Annotated in this window: 17 protein-coding genes; 8 read left to right on the top strand and 9 right to left on the bottom strand. The window is 41.3% G+C overall.

The genetic code is table 11. The features are described from left to right. Positions 1–40: 40 nt before the first annotated feature. A complete protein-coding gene (locus QXI54_00720) occupies positions 41–1,399 on the top strand; it encodes a methanogenesis marker 14 protein (GenBank protein ID MEM0301676.1) in 1,359 nt (452 codons plus the stop codon). Here the strand turns inward: QXI54_00720 and QXI54_00715 are convergent. The 3 genes from QXI54_00715 to QXI54_00705 are packed head-to-tail and all read right to left on the bottom strand — an operon-like array spanning position 1,384 to position 4,469. Continuing rightward, on the bottom strand, positions 1,384–3,018 hold the full coding sequence (locus tag QXI54_00715) for an ATP-binding cassette domain-containing protein (protein MEM0301675.1): 1,635 nt from the start codon (positions 3,016–3,018) through the stop codon (positions 1,384–1,386). The two genes, QXI54_00720 and QXI54_00715, sit on opposite strands and share 16 nt — an antisense overlap. 8 nt (positions 3,019–3,026) lie before the next feature. Continuing rightward, positions 3,027–3,872 carry a DUF2099 family protein gene (locus QXI54_00710; GenBank protein ID MEM0301674.1) on the bottom strand — a complete coding sequence of 282 codons (846 nt, stop codon included), beginning with the start codon at positions 3,870–3,872 and terminating at the stop codon, positions 3,027–3,029. A 9-nt stretch (positions 3,873–3,881) separates the two neighbouring features. Next, positions 3,882–4,469, bottom strand: coding sequence for a DUF2284 domain-containing protein (locus tag QXI54_00705; protein ID MEM0301673.1), 588 nt, complete (start codon positions 4,467–4,469; stop codon positions 3,882–3,884). 82 nt (positions 4,470–4,551) lie between these two features. On the opposite strand from QXI54_00705, the gene QXI54_00700 reads away from it, so the two are divergent. Together QXI54_00700 and QXI54_00695 are read left to right on the top strand one after the other, a co-directional pair. Next, on the top strand, positions 4,552–5,106 hold the full coding sequence (locus QXI54_00700) for a flavodoxin family protein (protein ID MEM0301672.1): 555 nt from the start codon (positions 4,552–4,554) through the stop codon (positions 5,104–5,106). Positions 5,107–5,113: 7 nt separating this feature from the next. Then, positions 5,114–5,848 carry a hypothetical protein gene (locus QXI54_00695; protein ID MEM0301671.1) on the top strand — a complete coding sequence of 245 codons (735 nt, stop codon included), beginning with the start codon at positions 5,114–5,116 and terminating at the stop codon, positions 5,846–5,848. Here QXI54_00695 and QXI54_00690 read toward each other — a convergent pair. After that, the gene (locus QXI54_00690; GenBank protein MEM0301670.1) at positions 5,840–6,412 is read right to left on the bottom strand and encodes an MBL fold metallo-hydrolase; all 573 of its coding nucleotides are present in this window, start codon (positions 6,410–6,412) and stop codon (positions 5,840–5,842) included. The two genes, QXI54_00695 and QXI54_00690, sit on opposite strands and share 9 nt — an antisense overlap. A gap of 220 nt (positions 6,413–6,632) precedes the next feature. Here QXI54_00690 and QXI54_00685 point away from each other — a divergent pair, with 220 nt between their 5' ends. The 3 genes from QXI54_00685 to QXI54_00675 are packed head-to-tail and all read left to right on the top strand — an operon-like array spanning position 6,633 to position 9,463. Next, on the top strand, positions 6,633–8,060 hold the full coding sequence (locus QXI54_00685) for a 4-hydroxyphenylacetate 3-hydroxylase family protein (protein MEM0301669.1): 1,428 nt from the start codon (positions 6,633–6,635) through the stop codon (positions 8,058–8,060). Positions 8,061–8,102: 42 nt separating this feature from the next. Further along, the gene (locus QXI54_00680) at positions 8,103–8,507 is read left to right on the top strand and encodes a MaoC/PaaZ C-terminal domain-containing protein (protein MEM0301668.1); all 405 of its coding nucleotides are present in this window, start codon (positions 8,103–8,105) and stop codon (positions 8,505–8,507) included. Further along, positions 8,504–9,463, top strand: coding sequence for an MBL fold metallo-hydrolase (locus QXI54_00675; protein MEM0301667.1), 960 nt, complete (start codon positions 8,504–8,506; stop codon positions 9,461–9,463). Before QXI54_00680 ends, QXI54_00675 begins: the two co-directional genes overlap by 4 nt. Here the strand turns inward: QXI54_00675 and QXI54_00670 are convergent. Genes QXI54_00670 through QXI54_00660 form a run of 3 tightly spaced genes read right to left on the bottom strand, consistent with a single transcriptional unit; the run spans position 9,460 to position 11,748 of the window. Then, positions 9,460–10,167 (bottom strand): energy-coupling factor ABC transporter ATP-binding protein, encoded by a 708-nt coding sequence (locus QXI54_00670; protein ID MEM0301666.1) that lies wholly within the window; start codon positions 10,165–10,167, stop codon positions 9,460–9,462. The genes QXI54_00675 and QXI54_00670 overlap by 4 nt on opposite strands. Beyond that, positions 10,152–10,883, bottom strand: coding sequence for a cobalt ECF transporter T component CbiQ (cbiQ, locus tag QXI54_00665; protein ID MEM0301665.1), 732 nt, complete (start codon positions 10,881–10,883; stop codon positions 10,152–10,154). The genes QXI54_00670 and cbiQ overlap by 16 nt, the downstream gene beginning before the upstream one ends. After that, positions 10,855–11,748, bottom strand: coding sequence for an energy-coupling factor ABC transporter permease (locus QXI54_00660; GenBank protein ID MEM0301664.1), 894 nt, complete (start codon positions 11,746–11,748; stop codon positions 10,855–10,857). Before QXI54_00660 ends, cbiQ begins: the two co-directional genes overlap by 29 nt. Before the next feature lie 125 nt (positions 11,749–11,873). On the opposite strand from QXI54_00660, the gene metG reads away from it, so the two are divergent. Both metG and QXI54_00650 read left to right on the top strand, forming a co-directional pair. Then, positions 11,874–13,820 carry a methionine--tRNA ligase gene (gene metG / locus QXI54_00655; protein ID MEM0301663.1) on the top strand — a complete coding sequence of 649 codons (1,947 nt, stop codon included), beginning with the start codon at positions 11,874–11,876 and terminating at the stop codon, positions 13,818–13,820. A 141-nt stretch (positions 13,821–13,961) separates the two neighbouring features. After that, positions 13,962–15,017, top strand: coding sequence for an AAA family ATPase (locus QXI54_00650; protein ID MEM0301662.1), 1,056 nt, complete (start codon positions 13,962–13,964; stop codon positions 15,015–15,017). Here QXI54_00650 and QXI54_00645 read toward each other — a convergent pair. After that, a complete protein-coding gene (locus QXI54_00645) occupies positions 15,014–15,673 on the bottom strand; it encodes a DUF5612 domain-containing protein (protein ID MEM0301661.1) in 660 nt (219 codons plus the stop codon). The genes QXI54_00650 and QXI54_00645 overlap by 4 nt on opposite strands. Further along, positions 15,673–15,906: an Lrp/AsnC ligand binding domain-containing protein gene (locus tag QXI54_00640; GenBank protein ID MEM0301660.1), complete on the bottom strand. Its 234-nt coding sequence runs from the start codon at positions 15,904–15,906 to the stop codon at positions 15,673–15,675. Before QXI54_00640 ends, QXI54_00645 begins: the two co-directional genes overlap by 1 nt. Between the last annotated feature and the right edge of the window lie 94 nt (positions 15,907–16,000).

Raw genomic sequence — 16,000 nt, 5'->3', positions numbered from 1 at the left:
TGAATATATCTCTCTGCACAGAAAGGTCAATGGAGCTTCAATGGAGGCAGGAAGTTTAACGTTATTTATCGTGGCATCTGTTGAAGTTGGAAATACCACCACGAAATGTATTATAACCGCCACAGATCTTACGAGCGGGAAAACATACCTCGTGAATAAAGTTGTAAAGCTTACGCGAGAGGTTAGAAAGCCAAGACTTGGTGAGACCATCTTTGGTGAGACTATTTTTGGAGTCCCGCTTACAAGGCAATCCATTGCTGAAATCGTGAGCGAATCCATAAAGGAAGCTTGCAATAAATCCGGAATAAACGTTTCTGAAATTGATTTTCTCGTTCGGTCTACTGGAGTAGTTGCACATTTTGAAAATCCAAGTGATATAGGAACTTTTATACAGGCTCTTGCGGATGGAAGCCTTTTAGCCGGAGTTCCGCCAGGCAAGATGGTTCCCGCGGTTACAAAGGATAACTTACCAGAAAAAATAAGGAAGTTCAGTCTCCTCGATAAGGTCTTTTTCGACGGTTCCGTTGCGGGTGTTATGCCTCCCAGAGGCTCAACAGGAGCTGAAATCGTAGCAAATGAGATGGAAGGTGAGCTATCAACTGCTGGAATCAAGGAAGGGGCAAAATGGACAGACGTTGATTTTAGAAATCCATGTATTTCCATGGATTTTGGCACAACTCTGAAAGGGAGGATTACAAACGACGATCTGCCTTACGCAAGAACCATAGGCAACTTTTGCGGTCTTGGCGGTGCCATAGCTGATGTCATAACCAAGGGATTTCTAAAAAACAAAGAAGTTTCAGCGATCGATCTTAAGCTATGTGAATACAGCATCAAAGATGAGGCCTTTGAATTTGCAGAAGAGATTCACCGCCACATCAGGATAGGTAAAGTTCCTGCAAACTGCAAGAGATACGGTAAAATACCTGTCAATGCAAGGGCTGCAGAGGATGCAGGGATCTTGCTTGTAGGATGTGATGTGGGCGATAACGGGAGCAATTTTAATGAGTTAGAAAAGATTGGAGCTGAGATCAGGGATCAAAACCTGCTCTTTGCAACGATCGACGTTGTAATGGCGAAGATTTTCAGAAGGATACTTGAAGTCATCCAAAGTGAGGGGTTCTTCATGGAAAATATGGCAATTGGAATTACTGGAAGAGCCGGTATAACAGGAAAGAAACCATGGCTTTTTCTTGAAGAGCTAAAAGACCTTGAATTATATAAAAAGCCTGAAAAAAATATTGTTTTCGTCGATGACGGATTAGCAAGGGGTGCTGCTGTTATGGCAAGGTGCATGAACGCCCTTGGCAATCCAAAGAATCCCATTGGAGGCTTAAGAAACGGCAAATGTGTGCTCAATGAAAGAATAAAGCTACAGTCGGGCTACTTCACTTCCTGAACCTTTCCATCGTCTACCTGAATTATTCTATCCGCAAGCTCTTTTACAAGCTCATGCTGATGACTTATAACGATTATAGTGGTTCTGTCTTTCAGGTTCATTTCCTTTAGGAAGTTTGCAACTTTTCTGAGCGTTACCGGATCAATGTCTCCGAAGGGTTCATCAAGAATTAATATCTTTGGTTTTGTTATCGAAGCTAAAGCAATACCAAGACGGACCGCTTCACCACCAGAAAGCTCATGACTTTGCCGATCTAAAATTTCTACTGGAAGATTAAGCCTCTCAAGAATCGGGTAAATCTTTGTGAGATCTTCCGAGCTCTCTGGGAATAGCTCCTTTATAATATCATACGGCAGTCCAAGTCTCCTCAACCTTATTTCTGCCTCCTCTCTGGGTAGATCTGTCATCCTGTAGATTGCATCGAATAGACTTTCGCTCATTCCGAGCTCTTCAGCTTTTTTCATTGCTTCTTCAACAGCACTTTCTCTTTTTATTCTAATCTTATATGCAATTAAGTCGCTAACCTTTGCCCAGAAGGGCAAGGCAAACTCCTGATGCAGTATGCCTATCTTTCTCCTGACCTCAACGTTCTTTCTCCCAAACTTGCTGAAATCAACCCATTTTCTTTCTGTTCTTATCATTACTCTACCTTCATCTGGAAGTTCAAGCCCACTAATAAGCCTTGCAAGAACTGTTTTACCACTACCACTTCTCCCAATAAAACCAACTATTTCGCCCCTTCGAATTGAAATCGAAACGTCTCTCAAATCGAGTGTCTGTCCACCAGGAACAACATAATACTTCTTTCTGACATTCTCAAGCCGAACTACCCCTCCACCAATCCTCTTCCGACCGTTAATCGGTTGTTCAAGTTCTGAAAGGAATTTCGAAATTATTTCTTCAGGAGTTCCATCATCAACGATCTTCCCTCTTTCAATCAAAACAACCCTCTTTGCCAGAGCTCTGTGAATTTCAGGCATATGAGAAGAGAAAATTACAGTAATTCCAAGCTCTTTGTTCACTTTTTTAATCATTTCTATCGCCTTTTGTCGTGTTTCGGGACATGTCATGGTTCCAAATTCATCTAAAAGCAAAACTGACGGTTTCTTGGCAATTTGTCTTGCCAGGATTAACCTTTGCTTTTCACCACCGCTGAGAATCTCAGCCCAGCACTCCGCTTTATGCTTCAAATCCACAATTTCCAGTAATTTCATCGCCTCTCTCTGCATTTCTTCATACAATACCGGATCCCATTCTGGTAGGATTTCTTCACCAAATTGGGTATAGGCTATGGCTCTAATCACGTTTTCAATGACTTTCTCAGACCACAAACCAAAAGAACGCTGTAGATGTATGGCAGTTTTCTCCATCACACTCCTGAATTCCCCTTTGCTCGATTGAGGAGTTAGCCGAATCCCATCGATCAAAACTTCTCCCTCGTCAAAACTCTCCGCACCTCTGAGAATTCTCAGCAGGGTTGTTTTTCCGCTACCGCTTTTGCCAAGTAATCCAACCAAATCCCCCTTCTCGACTGCAAAATGCTCTACTTCAAGAGCTCTTAGTGTTTTTCCACTGCTAAGCATGTAGTTTTTGACCAGATTTCGGACTTCGACAATCATATCTATCCCTATATCAATGGTTCTGGTTGGTTTTGGCTAAGATATGGAAGTGGCTTTGAGATTATAAGGATTCCATCCATATCCTTTGCCCTCTCAAGCAGAGCATATTTTCCAAATTCAGAAAGTGCGACAATTGGAATGGCTTCACCAGCCTGAGCCTTTATGATTCCCTTAAGATTCTCCCGCAAACTTCTTGAGGCGCAAAGAGTGATCAGATCAAAGTTCTTGGCATCTTCAGCGCTCCAATTGGCTCCAGTAGTGTGGACGGCGAATTTCAGGATTCTAACATTACTCCTTTTCTCAATCTCCACACATGCCTTTGCCTCTTCTGGCGTTGTAAGCGTGACCCCTATTTTACTGAAACCGCTCTCTACAGCGAAGGTTACACCCTTTATTTGGTTTATCTCCGCATTTTTGTTTATCACAAATCCCCCCTCTTTTTCGATTCTCTCTATTACCTCCTTGACTGGTGAAGTCTTTATTAGTCCTGAAATTCTTCCACCAAGCCCCTGAACGAGCTTGGGATTGGAAGTTACAACTGTCCCAGCACAGTCTGCAACGATTACAACCACATCAAGGAAACCACTTTTTAGACAGCTGTAAAAGATTTCAGAAGCGCCAAAGGTTGCAAAAACTCGATCGTCTAAAATCTTTCTATTTGCAGTAAAAAGTCCGAAGCTCTGGATTCTATAGTTGAGATTTTTCCAAACTTCCTCCTTAGTTATTCTTTCAATTCCATGAAGTTTCCTGAAAAGTGGACAATATCTCAGCTTTGGCTCTGAAATTTCAACTATTTTACCGTCTCTTACTACTGCTTTAGCCTTTCCGAGAAGTTCCATGACATGCTCGTCCAAACTACCACCCTACTCAAGCAGCAGTAATCCATAAAACAGAATTTTATCAGATGGAGACGTTAAAACTTCCAAGTCATATCCCGCATTCCTAACAGTCTGAAAAACGTCAATACCAGTTGCTTCCATTGCAGGCCTTACTTTATGCTGGAATTTGCAATAGCGTTTCGGATCTATATCGATTGTTTCGAGTTTTTCTGCAACACATGGATCGCAGTAAGGACAAGGCAGAGCATATAGAGCAAATGCTTTGTAGTAGCCAGAAGTGTATGCAAAGCGTTCCATTTCGAACATTGTATCATAAAATTCCCGCAATGTGTTCATTAGGTAGTGATGAATCCTTTCTGGAGGTTGAGAGTAATCAGGCTTTGCCTCGAATCTTGCAAGAATTGCAGAGCGATAGCATTTAAGCAACTTCCTTGTCTCCTCCACTGAAGGAACGAATGGTGGACAATTCAAATGCTTTCCAAAAGCTTTACAACCAAACATGCATTTCCATCTTACCCAATCCGAGACTACCACAGTATCGGTGGAGATTACCTTAAAATCCGGATGAATCTTTTTAAGTCCTTCAAGGAGTTCTTCAAAGCTTTTTTTCATATTCTTGTCTGAAACCCGGAATTGATAAAACTTGCTGAACTCGAAAGGCAAAAGATATATACAGAAAATCATGAGTTTAGCTATGAAAGTGCTCGGAATTTGTGGATCACCAAGAAAAGGTGCAAATACCGAATTCGCACTGAATTTTACACTAAACGAACTTAAAGAACTTGGTTTTGAAACCGAAAGAATTTCGCTGGCAGAAAAGGAAGTTAAGTTCTGCAACCACTGTGGTAAATGCTTAGAAGGAAAAGAATGCCCGATAAAAGATGATGCCAAGGAAGTGTTTGATAAAATGATCGCGGCAGATGCAATAATCATAGCTTCTCCAGTTTATTACGTAAGCGTCTCTGCTCAGGTAAAGGCGCTGTTTGATAGAAGTATAATGATTCGGGGAAAGCTTAAAGGAAAATTGGGTGGAGCAATTGCGGTAGGACAGGCAAGAAACGGTGGTCAGGAGATCGTTTGTGATCAGATACACCAGTGGATGCTAACGCATGAGATGAGGCTTGTTGCGATGAGATTTGGTGGAACTCTCGTTGGTTCCATGAAAGATCTTGAGGCAGTAAAAAGAGACGAATTCGGTCTTAATTCATGCAAAAATTTAGCCAAGAAAATTGCAGAAGCTTTGCGGTAGAAATAATATGTATCTGCATAAAAATATAAAAGAAAGGATAAAAAGAAAAAAAATTGCTATTGGGCTTTACAGATTCGATGAAACAAGCGAGGAGCGAATACTGAAAGCGGTAGAACTTGCCAAATTTGCAGATGTATTGGTAGTTGATAAAGGAGAAAAAACTGAAAAAGAGTTGTCAAGACTTGTCATCTCAGGAGAAGTTCATGCCATAGTTCGGGGAACCGCAAGAGCTTCAAAAATGCTTGAAATTCTAAGAAAGGACTATTCACCACTGAGAGTTGGAATTTTTGAAACGATAAGTGGGGTTCTTTTCCTTCTTTCTCCCGTTGGAGTTGATGAAGGCAAAACAATTTCGGAAAAATTAAAGCTAATTGAGTATTCAAAGCAAATAGCAGAAATGCTTGGAATCCCAAAGAAAGTAGCTGTGCTTGCTGGAGGAAGATATGGAGACATTGGAAGATACGAGCTTGTTGATCGATCTCTTGCTGAAGCAGAGCTCGTTGCAAAAGTTTCTGGAGGGGAGAACCTTGAAATAAGAATAGAGGATGCAGTTGAAAAAGGGATAGTAATTGCTCCAGATGGCATTTCGGGAAACCTTATTTTCAGATCTCTCTGCTATCTCGGGGGCGGAAAAGAGTATGGCGCAGTCTACTGCGGATTACCATACAGAATCGTAGACACAAGTAGAAATCAGAGCGCTGAAGGTTTTGCAAGAGCAATAGCAGTTGCAACTCTACTTTAAAACATAAATGGGCTCATCATGTCCCGGAATAATTATCTTTGAAATTTTTATTATCTTCTCCATGCTTTCCCTTGCCTTCTCGGCATTCGTATGAAGCCTCGGAATTAAACTCTTTAAATAATTGTCCTTTGTTGGAATTGCATCACCAGCAACAACTATCTCCTCAAAAACAACAGAGATGTGTCCATCGATGTGGCCCGGAGTTTCGATTACTTTTATTCTTTCGGAGATTTTTGAAGGACATGGCAGATAATCTGCAGAAGTTCGCCGAATTTCAAGAGGATGAGCAAATATCTTGCCAGAGAAAAGTTCATTTCCACCGCAGTGATCTGGATGGAGGTGTGTATTGATCACAATGTCTATATCAGAAGGTCTTAAGCCAAGTTCCGAAAGAGCTTGGACAATTTCTCCCTGATCAGTTGGTAAGCCCGTGTCAACTACCACGTAAATTTCATCCAGGATAAGACTAACTGAAGATGAGGCATATAAAATCTCTCCATCATCGCCAAACACCACCTTGCCTGGTTTTAGGAGATAGAAGTCTTTTGCAATTTTTAGCGTCATCCTTCTGACTTTGCATTTAGAGTATTAAAACACTTCTTTTAGACTTTAATATCCTCATAATGAAATTTTTCGTATAATTTGAAGACAGCCTCGAAAATTTTGCGAGTTTCAACACACAGAAAAGTTTAATAGTAGTTTATGTAAGAAAGTTTCGGTGATAGAATGAAAAGCCGCGGTAGTGTAAATATTTTTGGGAATAAAATAAAATGGAGGTGTTAAAATGAGAACTTCGGATGAATACAAGCAGGATCTTTTTAAAATGAAGCCAAATGTATACGTTAGAGGAAAAAAAGTTACAAGAGATTCTCCTGAGCTTGCTGGAGGGATAAATGTAATCTCAAAAACCTTTGATTTGGTGGACAACCCGGAATTTAGAGATTTGCTTGTGACACACTCCCATTTGACAGGTAGGAAAATAAACAGATTTACACACGTAAATCAGTCTGCTGAAGACTTGTTAAAGAAGCAAGAAATGATAAGAAAGTGTTGTAGAGTAACTGGAGGCTGTATTCAGCGTTGTATGGGCTGTGACGCGATTAACGGATTATCTGTTGCCACATTTGCCGCAGATCAGGAATTCGGAACAGACTATCATAAGAGGTTCCTTGAATACCTGAAAGAGTTCCAGAATAGAGATCTCGTCGCTGCATGTGCTCAGACAGACGTAAAAGGAGATAGAAGCAAAAGACCGCACGAACAAGACGATCCTGATATGTATGTTCGTGTTGTTGAAAAGAGAAGCGACGGAATCGTTGTTAGAGGTGCAAAGAACTGCATAACCATGGCTGCAGTAGCGGATGAGATAATCGTTGTACCAACGAGGGCGATGACTGAAAAAGATAAGGATTACAGCGTAGCTTTTGCAATTCCTGCTGACACAGAAGGAGTTAAGATTGTTGCAAGAACTGCCCACCACAGAGCTCCACCTGAATTGAATATGCCTTTTAATGAAATTGGCGACGATGAGAACATGATCATCTTCGACAACGTGTTTGTTCCATGGGATCGTGTGTTCATATGTGGAGAGCACAAACAGGCCACAATGGCAGCTCATCTCTTTGCTTTATTCCATAGACACAGCTACACAGGCTGTAAGCCGGCGGCAACGGATGTTAAGATGGGTTTCGGAGCCCTAATAGCGGAATACAACGGTGTTTATGACAGACATAACATAAGAGAGAAGCTTGTGGACCTTGCTGCTACTGCAGAACTCGTTTATGCTGCCGGTATTGCTTCTGCGGTAAAAGGAACAAAAACACCTGCCGGAACATTTATTCCAAACGAGATTTATGCAAATGTAGGCAGAAGACACGCTGGTCTTAACTACTACCACGATCTCGAAATCTTGGCAGAGCTTGCTGGCGGACTTCCAGCCTGCTTACCATTTGCTGAAGACTATCTAAATCCAGAAATAAGACCTTTAATTGAAAAATACATCAAGAGAAGAAGTGATGTTCCACCTGAGAAAGTTTATCGTTGCCTTTATGGAATTTCGAACATTCTTTGCTCCTCTCTCGGGGGAACAAGTGCAGTCGCAGGTGTTCATGGCGGTGGATCCCCTGTGATGGAGGACATTGCCATCTGGCGCTCCTACAACTTCGAAGAAATGAAAAAGATTGCAAAATACCTTGTAGGAATACGGGATTAAATCCCGTGATCTTTTATGTTTTTTGAAGATTTCGAGCCTGGAATGAGAGTAGAGACGGCAGGAAAAACAATAACTGAGGCAGACATAGTAAACTTCGCCGGAGTTAGTGGTGACTGGAACAGAATCCATCTTGACGAGGAATTTGCAAAAAAGACGATTTTTGGTAAAAGAATTGCACATGGCCTGTTGACTCTTGCCATCACGAGTGGGCTTATAACGAGGCTAAGACTAACAGAAGACAGCCTCATAGCGTTCTACGGCATAGATAAGCTTAGGTTCACAAAACCTGTTTTCATAGGAGATACCATAAGGGCGGTCGTGGAGGTTGAAGGGAAAGAGGACAAGGGGGACTACGGAGTTGTTGCCTTCAAGATTTCAACACTTAACCAGAACGAGGAAGTAGTGATGGTTGCAACTTTTAAAACGGCAGTTAAGAAAAAGAAATGACCGAAAAAATTGCAGATGGACTCTATAGGATAGAGATACCACTGCCAAGAAATCCACTAAAATTTCTAAATTCCTATGTAATTAGCGGAGAGAGGGCTTTGATCATAGACACGGGCTTTAATCTCGATATATGTTACGAAGAGATGCTCAAAGGGCTGAATGAGATCGGAGTTGATTTAAAAAAGGCTGAGATTTTTGTAACCCACTTGCATGCCGACCACATTGGCCTAGCAGGAAAACTGGGCGGAGAAGTTTACATAAGTGAAATAGACGCAGAGATTGCTGTTGAAGCTGCAGTTCACCCAGAACATTGGGAAAGAATTGCAGAATTCTACATAAAAAATGGATTTCCACAAAGTGAGGCTGAGAAGGTATCAAAAATCCATCCAGCAGTTAAATATAGCCCCAAGAGGGTTCAATTCAATTTTTTATACGAGGGTGATTTGCTGGAGTTTGGAAACTATTTGCTGGAAGTCATCCACACTCCTGGGCATACTCCAGGACATCTGTGCCTTTATGAACCAGAAAAGGGTATCCTATTCTCTGGTGATCACATCCTGTTCGACATTACACCAAATATTACGCACTGGGATACGCTTGAAGATGCTCTTGGAGATTATCTGAGAAGTCTTGACAAAGTCTATGGGCTCGAAGTCAACATGACTCTACCGGGGCACAGAAATTTCTATGGCGATCACAGAAAGAGAATTGATGAGCTTAAGGAACACCACAGAATAAGACTCAAAGAAGCTTTGAATGCTGTCAGAAATGGTTCAAGAACCGCATGGGAGGTAGCAAAACACATAACTTGGGATTTAAAATATGAAGACTGGAATGAGCTCCCTACGATGCAGAAATGGTTCGCAGTTGGCGAAACAATCGCTCATCTGAACTATCTTGAAAGAATTGGAAAGATACGGAAAGAGGTTTCAGATAAAATATACTATTCGGCCTAAATTACGCCTATTTCCTCAAGCATTCCTTCATTCAGGTCTTCAATTTTAGTGTCTGCGACAATTTTACCTCTTGACATCAAAATCACACGTTTGCATAGCTCTCTGATTATTTCAAGCTCGTGAGAAGTTATAACTATCGTCCCCTCGTATTTTTTCATCATTTCTGCAACTATTCGCCTCGTTTTGCCGTCCACATTTGCCGTTGGCTCATCGAGAAAGATTACTTCTGGTTTGTAAATCAACACACTCGCAATCTCCACTTTCTTTTTCTCTCCACCGCTCAGCCTGAAAGGAGGTTTTTGAAGCACCTCTACAAGATTAAAAGTTTTTGAATACTCTAAAAGCAGAGAACGCATTTCTTCCTCGCTCATTTCGAGCTGTCTTGGAACATAAAGAAGTTCATCTTTTACAGTTGGATTAAAAAGGAAATCGTCGGGATTCTGGAAAACAACACCTATTTTTCGTCTTATACTTTCGATGTTCTTTTTGTCGGGAATAATTCCAAATATTCTTACTTCTCCTTTTGTGGGTTTTAGCAAGCCCGAGAGAAGAAAAATCAGAGTTGACTTACCACTTCCATTTGGCCCAATGATCCCAATTCTTTCTCCAGCGAAGATGTCGATGTTGACATCCTTTACACCCAAGCTTCCGTCGGGATACACGTAGTCAAGATCCCTTGCACTTATTATTAGAGGACTATGCACCACAAGGCTATAAAGGTTGTAAGCGTTATATAAATAATCTCCAGCATTCCAAATTGAGATTTGCCTTTTAGGATTCTATCCCCCCTTGATGCCATAGCAAGCTGAACTCTCTCTGCTCTTTCAATGCTCCGCAGAAAGAATAGGCCGATAGCTTCGCCACCTTTTCTCCATACCTCCATGTGGCTTCCCTTTGCCACTCTTCTACTCTCTCTTGCAAGCAGAATGTTTATTATGTCCTGGAAAACTACCAAAATGTATCTATACGCAAGCCACAAACCATGGACAAAAATCTCTGGAACTTTAAATGAACGAAAAGCAGAACAGATCTCTGCAAAGCTTGTGCTCATTACAAGCATTTGAACTGCAATCAGGGCAATGAGCACCCTTAGAGTGAATAAAAATGGGTATTTTATGTCCTGAATAAGCAAAGGTGAGACCACTGTGAACGAGAAGAGAGAGAAAAGCCACACTCTTTTTAGAATACTTTTAAGGCTCAATCCAAGGGTAACAGAGATTGCAAGTAAAGAGAAGAGCAGGAAAAGCAATTTTTTCAGATCAAACGTCGAAACCGCAATAAGAACGAATAAAAAGGTGCTAAAAAGTTTAATTCTTGCGTCGATTGAATGAATTACGCCTCTGGACGAATACTCATGGAGGAAAAAATTTTGAAAATATGCTGAAGCATTTTTAAGCGTCTTTTCGAGAACTACGTGCATACTTCATTAAGTAAGCAAGTGCTAAAACGATTACAACGCCAATTGCTCCGCTAATCAGTGTTCCAGTGTATGGATCGAGTCCCGGGATTGTGTAGTCTGGAAGCAATCCCTCATATATTGGATTCTCTTCAAGCCCAAGCATCTCTGCAGCATTTTCCAGAGGCTCTGAATAACCCACCGCTTCAGCAAGGTAGGCAAAGATCGGTGAAACTGCAATTAAAACTGCTATCATGACAAAGGAAGCTTTACCCACTTCTTTCTTTTCAAGCAGATCCGCTCTGCGAGTGGCAAGATATCCGACAACTCCAGCAGTGATAACTCCTTCAACTATGCCAAGAATTGCATGCCAAAATCCCATTACTGGAACTGTTATGCTCAGCCCGTAAGCAAAGCTCGTCGAAAGACCAATTTCTAACCCAGCAAAGATTGCTGCGGTTGTAATTCCAAGCCAGCCAGCTAAGAAGGCTGCTAAAGTTCTGTTCTTATTTGAGATTAGCCGGTAAATATAGTAGCCCACAAAGACATTGACTATAGCCATGTTCCAAACATTGGCCCCCCAAGCCGTGATTCCACCGTCGTTAAAAACAAGCGTCTGAATTGTGAGCACAATTGCCATTGCCAAAGCTCCAGCATAGGGACCTAGTAGAATCCCGGCGAGAGATCCGCCAACGAAGTGTGCAGAAGTTCCTCCAGGAATAGGCCAGTTCAGCATCTGTGCAGCAAAGATTGCTGCGGAAAGAACTCCGAATAACGAAGTAAGCTTTTCCCCTCTTAGCCTATATATGGAGTAGCCTAAAACTACGATGGTCAGAACAAAGAATGTTCCTGCAATGCTTAGATCGAGATATCCATCGGGAATGTGCATAAATTTTTTCTGACTTTGAATTAATAAACTTTTTTGTTTTTGTTAACGGGTATTAAAAAAAGTTTTAATCGTAATAAAATTGAAAAGTAAAAAGATATTTATCTCCCCCGGCCCCCTTTTTACCTATGAAGCTCGTAACATGTGGACTTCCTTATGCAAATGGAAAGCTCCACATCGGTCATCTCCGAACTTATATTCCAGCAGATATTTATGTTCGCTACCTTAGAATGATGGGTGAAAAGGTCATTTTCATCTGTGGGAGCGACTGTCATGGAACACCGATAGTTGTGAATGCGGAAAAAGAAGGAATAGAACCACAAAAATTTATTGAAAAATACCATGAGCACTTTCAGAGAGTTTTCAACGCTTTGAACATTCATTTTGATTACTTTGGAAAAACAACGGACGAATACCACCATGAAAGAACAAAAGAATTTGTTAAGAAGCTTATAGAGAACGGATACGTCTACAAAAAAGAGATAGAACTTGCATACTGCGAGAAATGCGATAGATTTTTACCGGACAGATATGTGGAGGGAATTTGCCCCTATTGCAAAACCCCGGCAAGAGGCGATGAGTGTGATCAGGGCTGTGGTAGGCATCTTGAGCCTGGCGAGATTCTGGAACCGAGATGCAAGATCTGCGGAAATAAAGCTCAGTTTAGAAAACAGACACACTACTTTTTCAAGCTAACTGCTTTTCAGGAATTTCTTAAAGAATATCTTTCGAAGCTTTCCGGAACTGAAAATGCACTTAACTATGCAAGAGAATGGGTTGGAAACCTTAAAGATTGGTGTATAACGAGAAATCTTGAGTGGGGGGTCAGATTTCCGCTCGACGAAAGTCTTGTGCTTTACGTGTGGGTTGATGCTCCGATAGGATACATAAGCTTCACAGAGAAAGCAACAAAAGACTGGAGAGACATATGGCTTGAAGGGAAAGGCGAAATCGTGCACTTCATCGGCTTGGACATAGCTTATCATCACTGCATTTTCTGGCCGGCCATGTTAAAGGGTGCAGGCTATTCATTGCCTTCTGCAGTCGTTGCGAGCGGAATGGTTAAGATAGAGGGAAAAACGTTCTCGAAGAGCAGAGGATACGTTGTATGGGTAGAAGACGAGTATTTAAAGTGCGGTTTTAATCCAGATTATCTGAGATACTACATCATAAACTACACGAGCCACGATAAAGACCTCAACTTCTCTTGGGATGTTTTCAGGGATAAAGTAAATAATGAGATTATAGCCACACTTGGCAACTTCCTTTTCAGGATCCTTTCTTTTGCTTGGAAAAACTTTGGTAAAATTGAGATGGAAGTTGACGAAGAAATTCTAAAACAAATCAAAGCTACCAAAGAAAAGATCGTGGATGCTATAAAGAAATGGGAATTTAAGACGGCAAGTGATGCTTTGATGGAATTAGCAAGTTTTGGAAATGTTTACTTCCAGAATTCCAAGGCTTGGGAGCATTTGAAGTCTGATAAGGCAAAGGCTATGAAAGCAGTTGCAAATTGTCTACAAATTGCAAAAGCTTTGATTGTTCTGGGTTATCCAATAATGCCAAAGAGCATGGAAAAAGTTGCCTCTGCAATAGGGCTGAAACTCGAAGATTGCTCTATTGAAGACGCTCTTAAGGTAGAAAAGGAGCTCGAAATCAGAAAACCTGAATTACCCTTCAAGAAAATAGAGGACAATGACATTGAACCATTAAAAAGAACCCTCTTCGAAAGGTTCTCAGAAAAGAAAGAATCAGAGATTACAATTGAGGACTTCAAGAAAATCGATCTCAGAATCGGAAAAGTTGTGTCCGCAGAGAGAGTTGAGAAAAGCAAAAAGCTTCTGAAACTAATGGTCGACATTGGTAACGAAATTAGACAAATAGTAGCAGGAATTGCAGAAGATTACTCTCCCGAAGAGTTATGCGGAAAACTCGTGGTGGTTGTGGCAAATTTGAAACCCGCAAAGTTAATGGGGATTGAAAGCAGGGGAATGATTCTTGCAGTTGACGTTAACGGGAGAGCAATATTACTAACTCCAGAGAAAGAAGTTAAACCCGGTGAGAAAATCAAGTGAGGCTTTTATACAATAACAAAGACAAAAACTATTTTTTAATTACTAATTCGTTTTGAACATGATTTTTGAAAATTTTTGAAAGATAGAATTTTTTGTCAACTTCGAGAAAAACTTATTAAAGCGCTGGTTGAGTTCAATTAAATGAGCGAAAGAGAAGTTGAGCTTAAATACGTAATCCTCAGACCCCTTGGATACCCGTTGAAAGCAAGCTATGTAGAGTATCCGAGGGTAGATAATCCGAGAGTCTTTAACGCTTACGCAAAAGATCAATGGAGGGGGGAACTTGTTTACAAGGGAAAGCTGATGTTTGACATGAAAATGTTTCCAGATTTTGCATTTGAAGTCGTGGATGCTGTCCCTCCGTCAGGGTATATCTCAGATTCGACCAAGATCATAGTAGAATCTGAAACAAAGATTATAGAGACAGAGATTGTTAAAAATATAAGATTCTCGGATGTAGTAGGACAGGAAGAAGCAAAAAGAAAAGCCAAAGTTGTTCTTGAATATCTCAAAAACCCCAAAAAATTCGGAAAATGGGCACCAAAAAACATTCTATTCTATGGCCCACCAGGAACTGGAAAGACAATGCTCGCAAAGGCGATAGCAAATGAAGCCAATACACCTTTCATTTCAGTCAAGTCGACTAAGCTAATTGGCGAACATGTTGGTGACGGAGCAAGGAAGATCCACGAACTATATGATAGAGCAAGAGAACTCATGCCCTGTATAGTCTTTCTCGATGAATTTGATGCAATAGCTCTCGACAGAAGCTATCAGGACTTGCGTGGAGACGTATCCGAGATAGTCAATGCGTTATTAACGGAGCTTGATGGCATGCAAAGCAACGAGGGAATTTGCACAATTGCGGCGACTAACAGAATAGAGCTCCTGGATCTATCGATAAGAAGCAGATTTGAAGAAGAAATCGAATTCAGGCTTCCGAGCTTTGAGGATCGTGTTCAAATATTGAGAAATAACGTCAAAGACTTCCCAGTCGAGGTTAAGGCGAATCTTGAGCTGATTGCAGAACTTTCTGAAGGACTTAGCGGGAGAGATCTGGTTGAAAAGATCCTCAAGGCTTCGCTCCATAAGGTAATTGCAGAGGGAAAAGAAGTTATAGAGACCGTGGATTTGCTGAGCGCTATAGAAAGGCTCAAAATTTCTTCAAAACAACCTCCAAAACACATGTTTGTTTAAACCCTCCTCCCCCTCACTCGATCGATATCGAATTTCGCTCTCTCACTTATATGCATAACTGCCAAAGTTCCCGCCATTACTGGATCGCTGATAACAAGATCGCTAACTTCCGGCACACTTCCAAACATGCTGAGCGAGATAACTCTAATCCCGCTCTTCCTCAGTTTTTTAACTTCCTCTGCAATCTTCCCACCCATGAGACCGCCAGCAAGCACAAGAACTTCTGCTCTGTGAAGTCTTGAAACTGCCTTTACAGCTTCAGCAATCTCTTCTTCGCCGACAATTGGCATTGTATCAACGCTTATTCTTTCACCACGAAGATTATGCCTGTCTGCCTCGCTTATCGCCCCTATTGCGACTTGCGAAACAAGAGCTCCACCACCAAGAATGATCACTCTCTTGCCATACACTTGCTCGAATGGCTTCTCTTCTTCAAGCTCGAGTATGTATTCGAGCTCCCTGATCTTTTCAACCATTTTTTCAAAGTTTCCACCTTCGATCTCGAAGTAGATCAAAGCCTTTCCCTTGTGCTCTCCAAAACGCAAAGGAAAGCTTTGGGCATACTGAACATTTCCGCCTTCATCTGCTATGATCTTGGTTAGATCCCTTAAGACTCCGATCTTGTTCTCTGCAACGATTCTTAGCCCGCGCAACATCAGAACTTTGCCCCCGTTAGAGTTTTTGTCTCTAAAACTCCTTCAATAGCCCTTATCTTGTTAACGACTATATCGCTCAGTTCTTCAAAATCCCTAACTACGATCTTCGCAATGAGATCGTATTCTCCAAATAGTGGATATAGCTCCTCGACTTCCTTTATGCTCGCAATCCTGTCGTAGACCTTTCTCTCCTTCCCCGGGGCGATTTTTATCAGCACGAATCCAAGAGCCATGAGTTCAATATAGGTTTTGAAGATTTAAATCTTATTCCACCCGAGAAGAAGAAAGGCAAAATAATAATACTAAGTAACACGAATCATTAATTTT

Source organism: Archaeoglobaceae archaeon, assembly GCA_038734275.1.
GTDB lineage: Archaea > Halobacteriota > Archaeoglobi > Archaeoglobales > Archaeoglobaceae > WYZ-LMO2.
The sequence above is the reverse complement of the archived record's forward strand: the minus strand, read 5'-3'. Positions and strand labels throughout refer to the sequence as shown.

Coding starts and splice junctions, on each gene's coding strand:
- QXI54_00685 (MEM0301669.1), top strand. CDS start 6,633: ATGAGAACTTCGGATGAATACAAGCAGGATCTTTTTAAAATGAAGCCA.
- QXI54_00690 (MEM0301670.1), bottom strand. CDS start 6,412: ATGACGCTAAAAATTGCAAAAGACTTCTATCTCCTAAAACCAGGCAAG.
- QXI54_00700 (MEM0301672.1), top strand. CDS start 4,552: ATGAAAGTGCTCGGAATTTGTGGATCACCAAGAAAAGGTGCAAATACC.
- QXI54_00715 (MEM0301675.1), bottom strand. CDS start 3,018: ATGATTGTCGAAGTCCGAAATCTGGTCAAAAACTACATGCTTAGCAGT.
- cbiQ (MEM0301665.1), bottom strand. CDS start 10,883: ATGCACGTAGTTCTCGAAAAGACGCTTAAAAATGCTTCAGCATATTTT.
- QXI54_00705 (MEM0301673.1), bottom strand. CDS start 4,469: ATGAAAAAAAGCTTTGAAGAACTCCTTGAAGGACTTAAAAAGATTCAT.
- QXI54_00645 (MEM0301661.1), bottom strand. CDS start 15,673: ATGTTGCGCGGGCTAAGAATCGTTGCAGAGAACAAGATCGGAGTCTTA.
- QXI54_00695 (MEM0301671.1), top strand. CDS start 5,114: ATGTATCTGCATAAAAATATAAAAGAAAGGATAAAAAGAAAAAAAATT.
- QXI54_00680 (MEM0301668.1), top strand. CDS start 8,103: ATGAGAGTAGAGACGGCAGGAAAAACAATAACTGAGGCAGACATAGTA.
- QXI54_00660 (MEM0301664.1), bottom strand. CDS start 11,748: ATGCACATTCCCGATGGATATCTCGATCTAAGCATTGCAGGAACATTC.
- QXI54_00720 (MEM0301676.1), top strand. CDS start 41: ATGGAGGCAGGAAGTTTAACGTTATTTATCGTGGCATCTGTTGAAGTT.
- QXI54_00675 (MEM0301667.1), top strand. CDS start 8,504: ATGACCGAAAAAATTGCAGATGGACTCTATAGGATAGAGATACCACTG.
- metG (MEM0301663.1), top strand. CDS start 11,874: ATGAAGCTCGTAACATGTGGACTTCCTTATGCAAATGGAAAGCTCCAC.
- QXI54_00640 (MEM0301660.1), bottom strand. CDS start 15,906: ATGGCTCTTGGATTCGTGCTGATAAAAATCGCCCCGGGGAAGGAGAGA.
- QXI54_00650 (MEM0301662.1), top strand. CDS start 13,962: ATGAGCGAAAGAGAAGTTGAGCTTAAATACGTAATCCTCAGACCCCTT.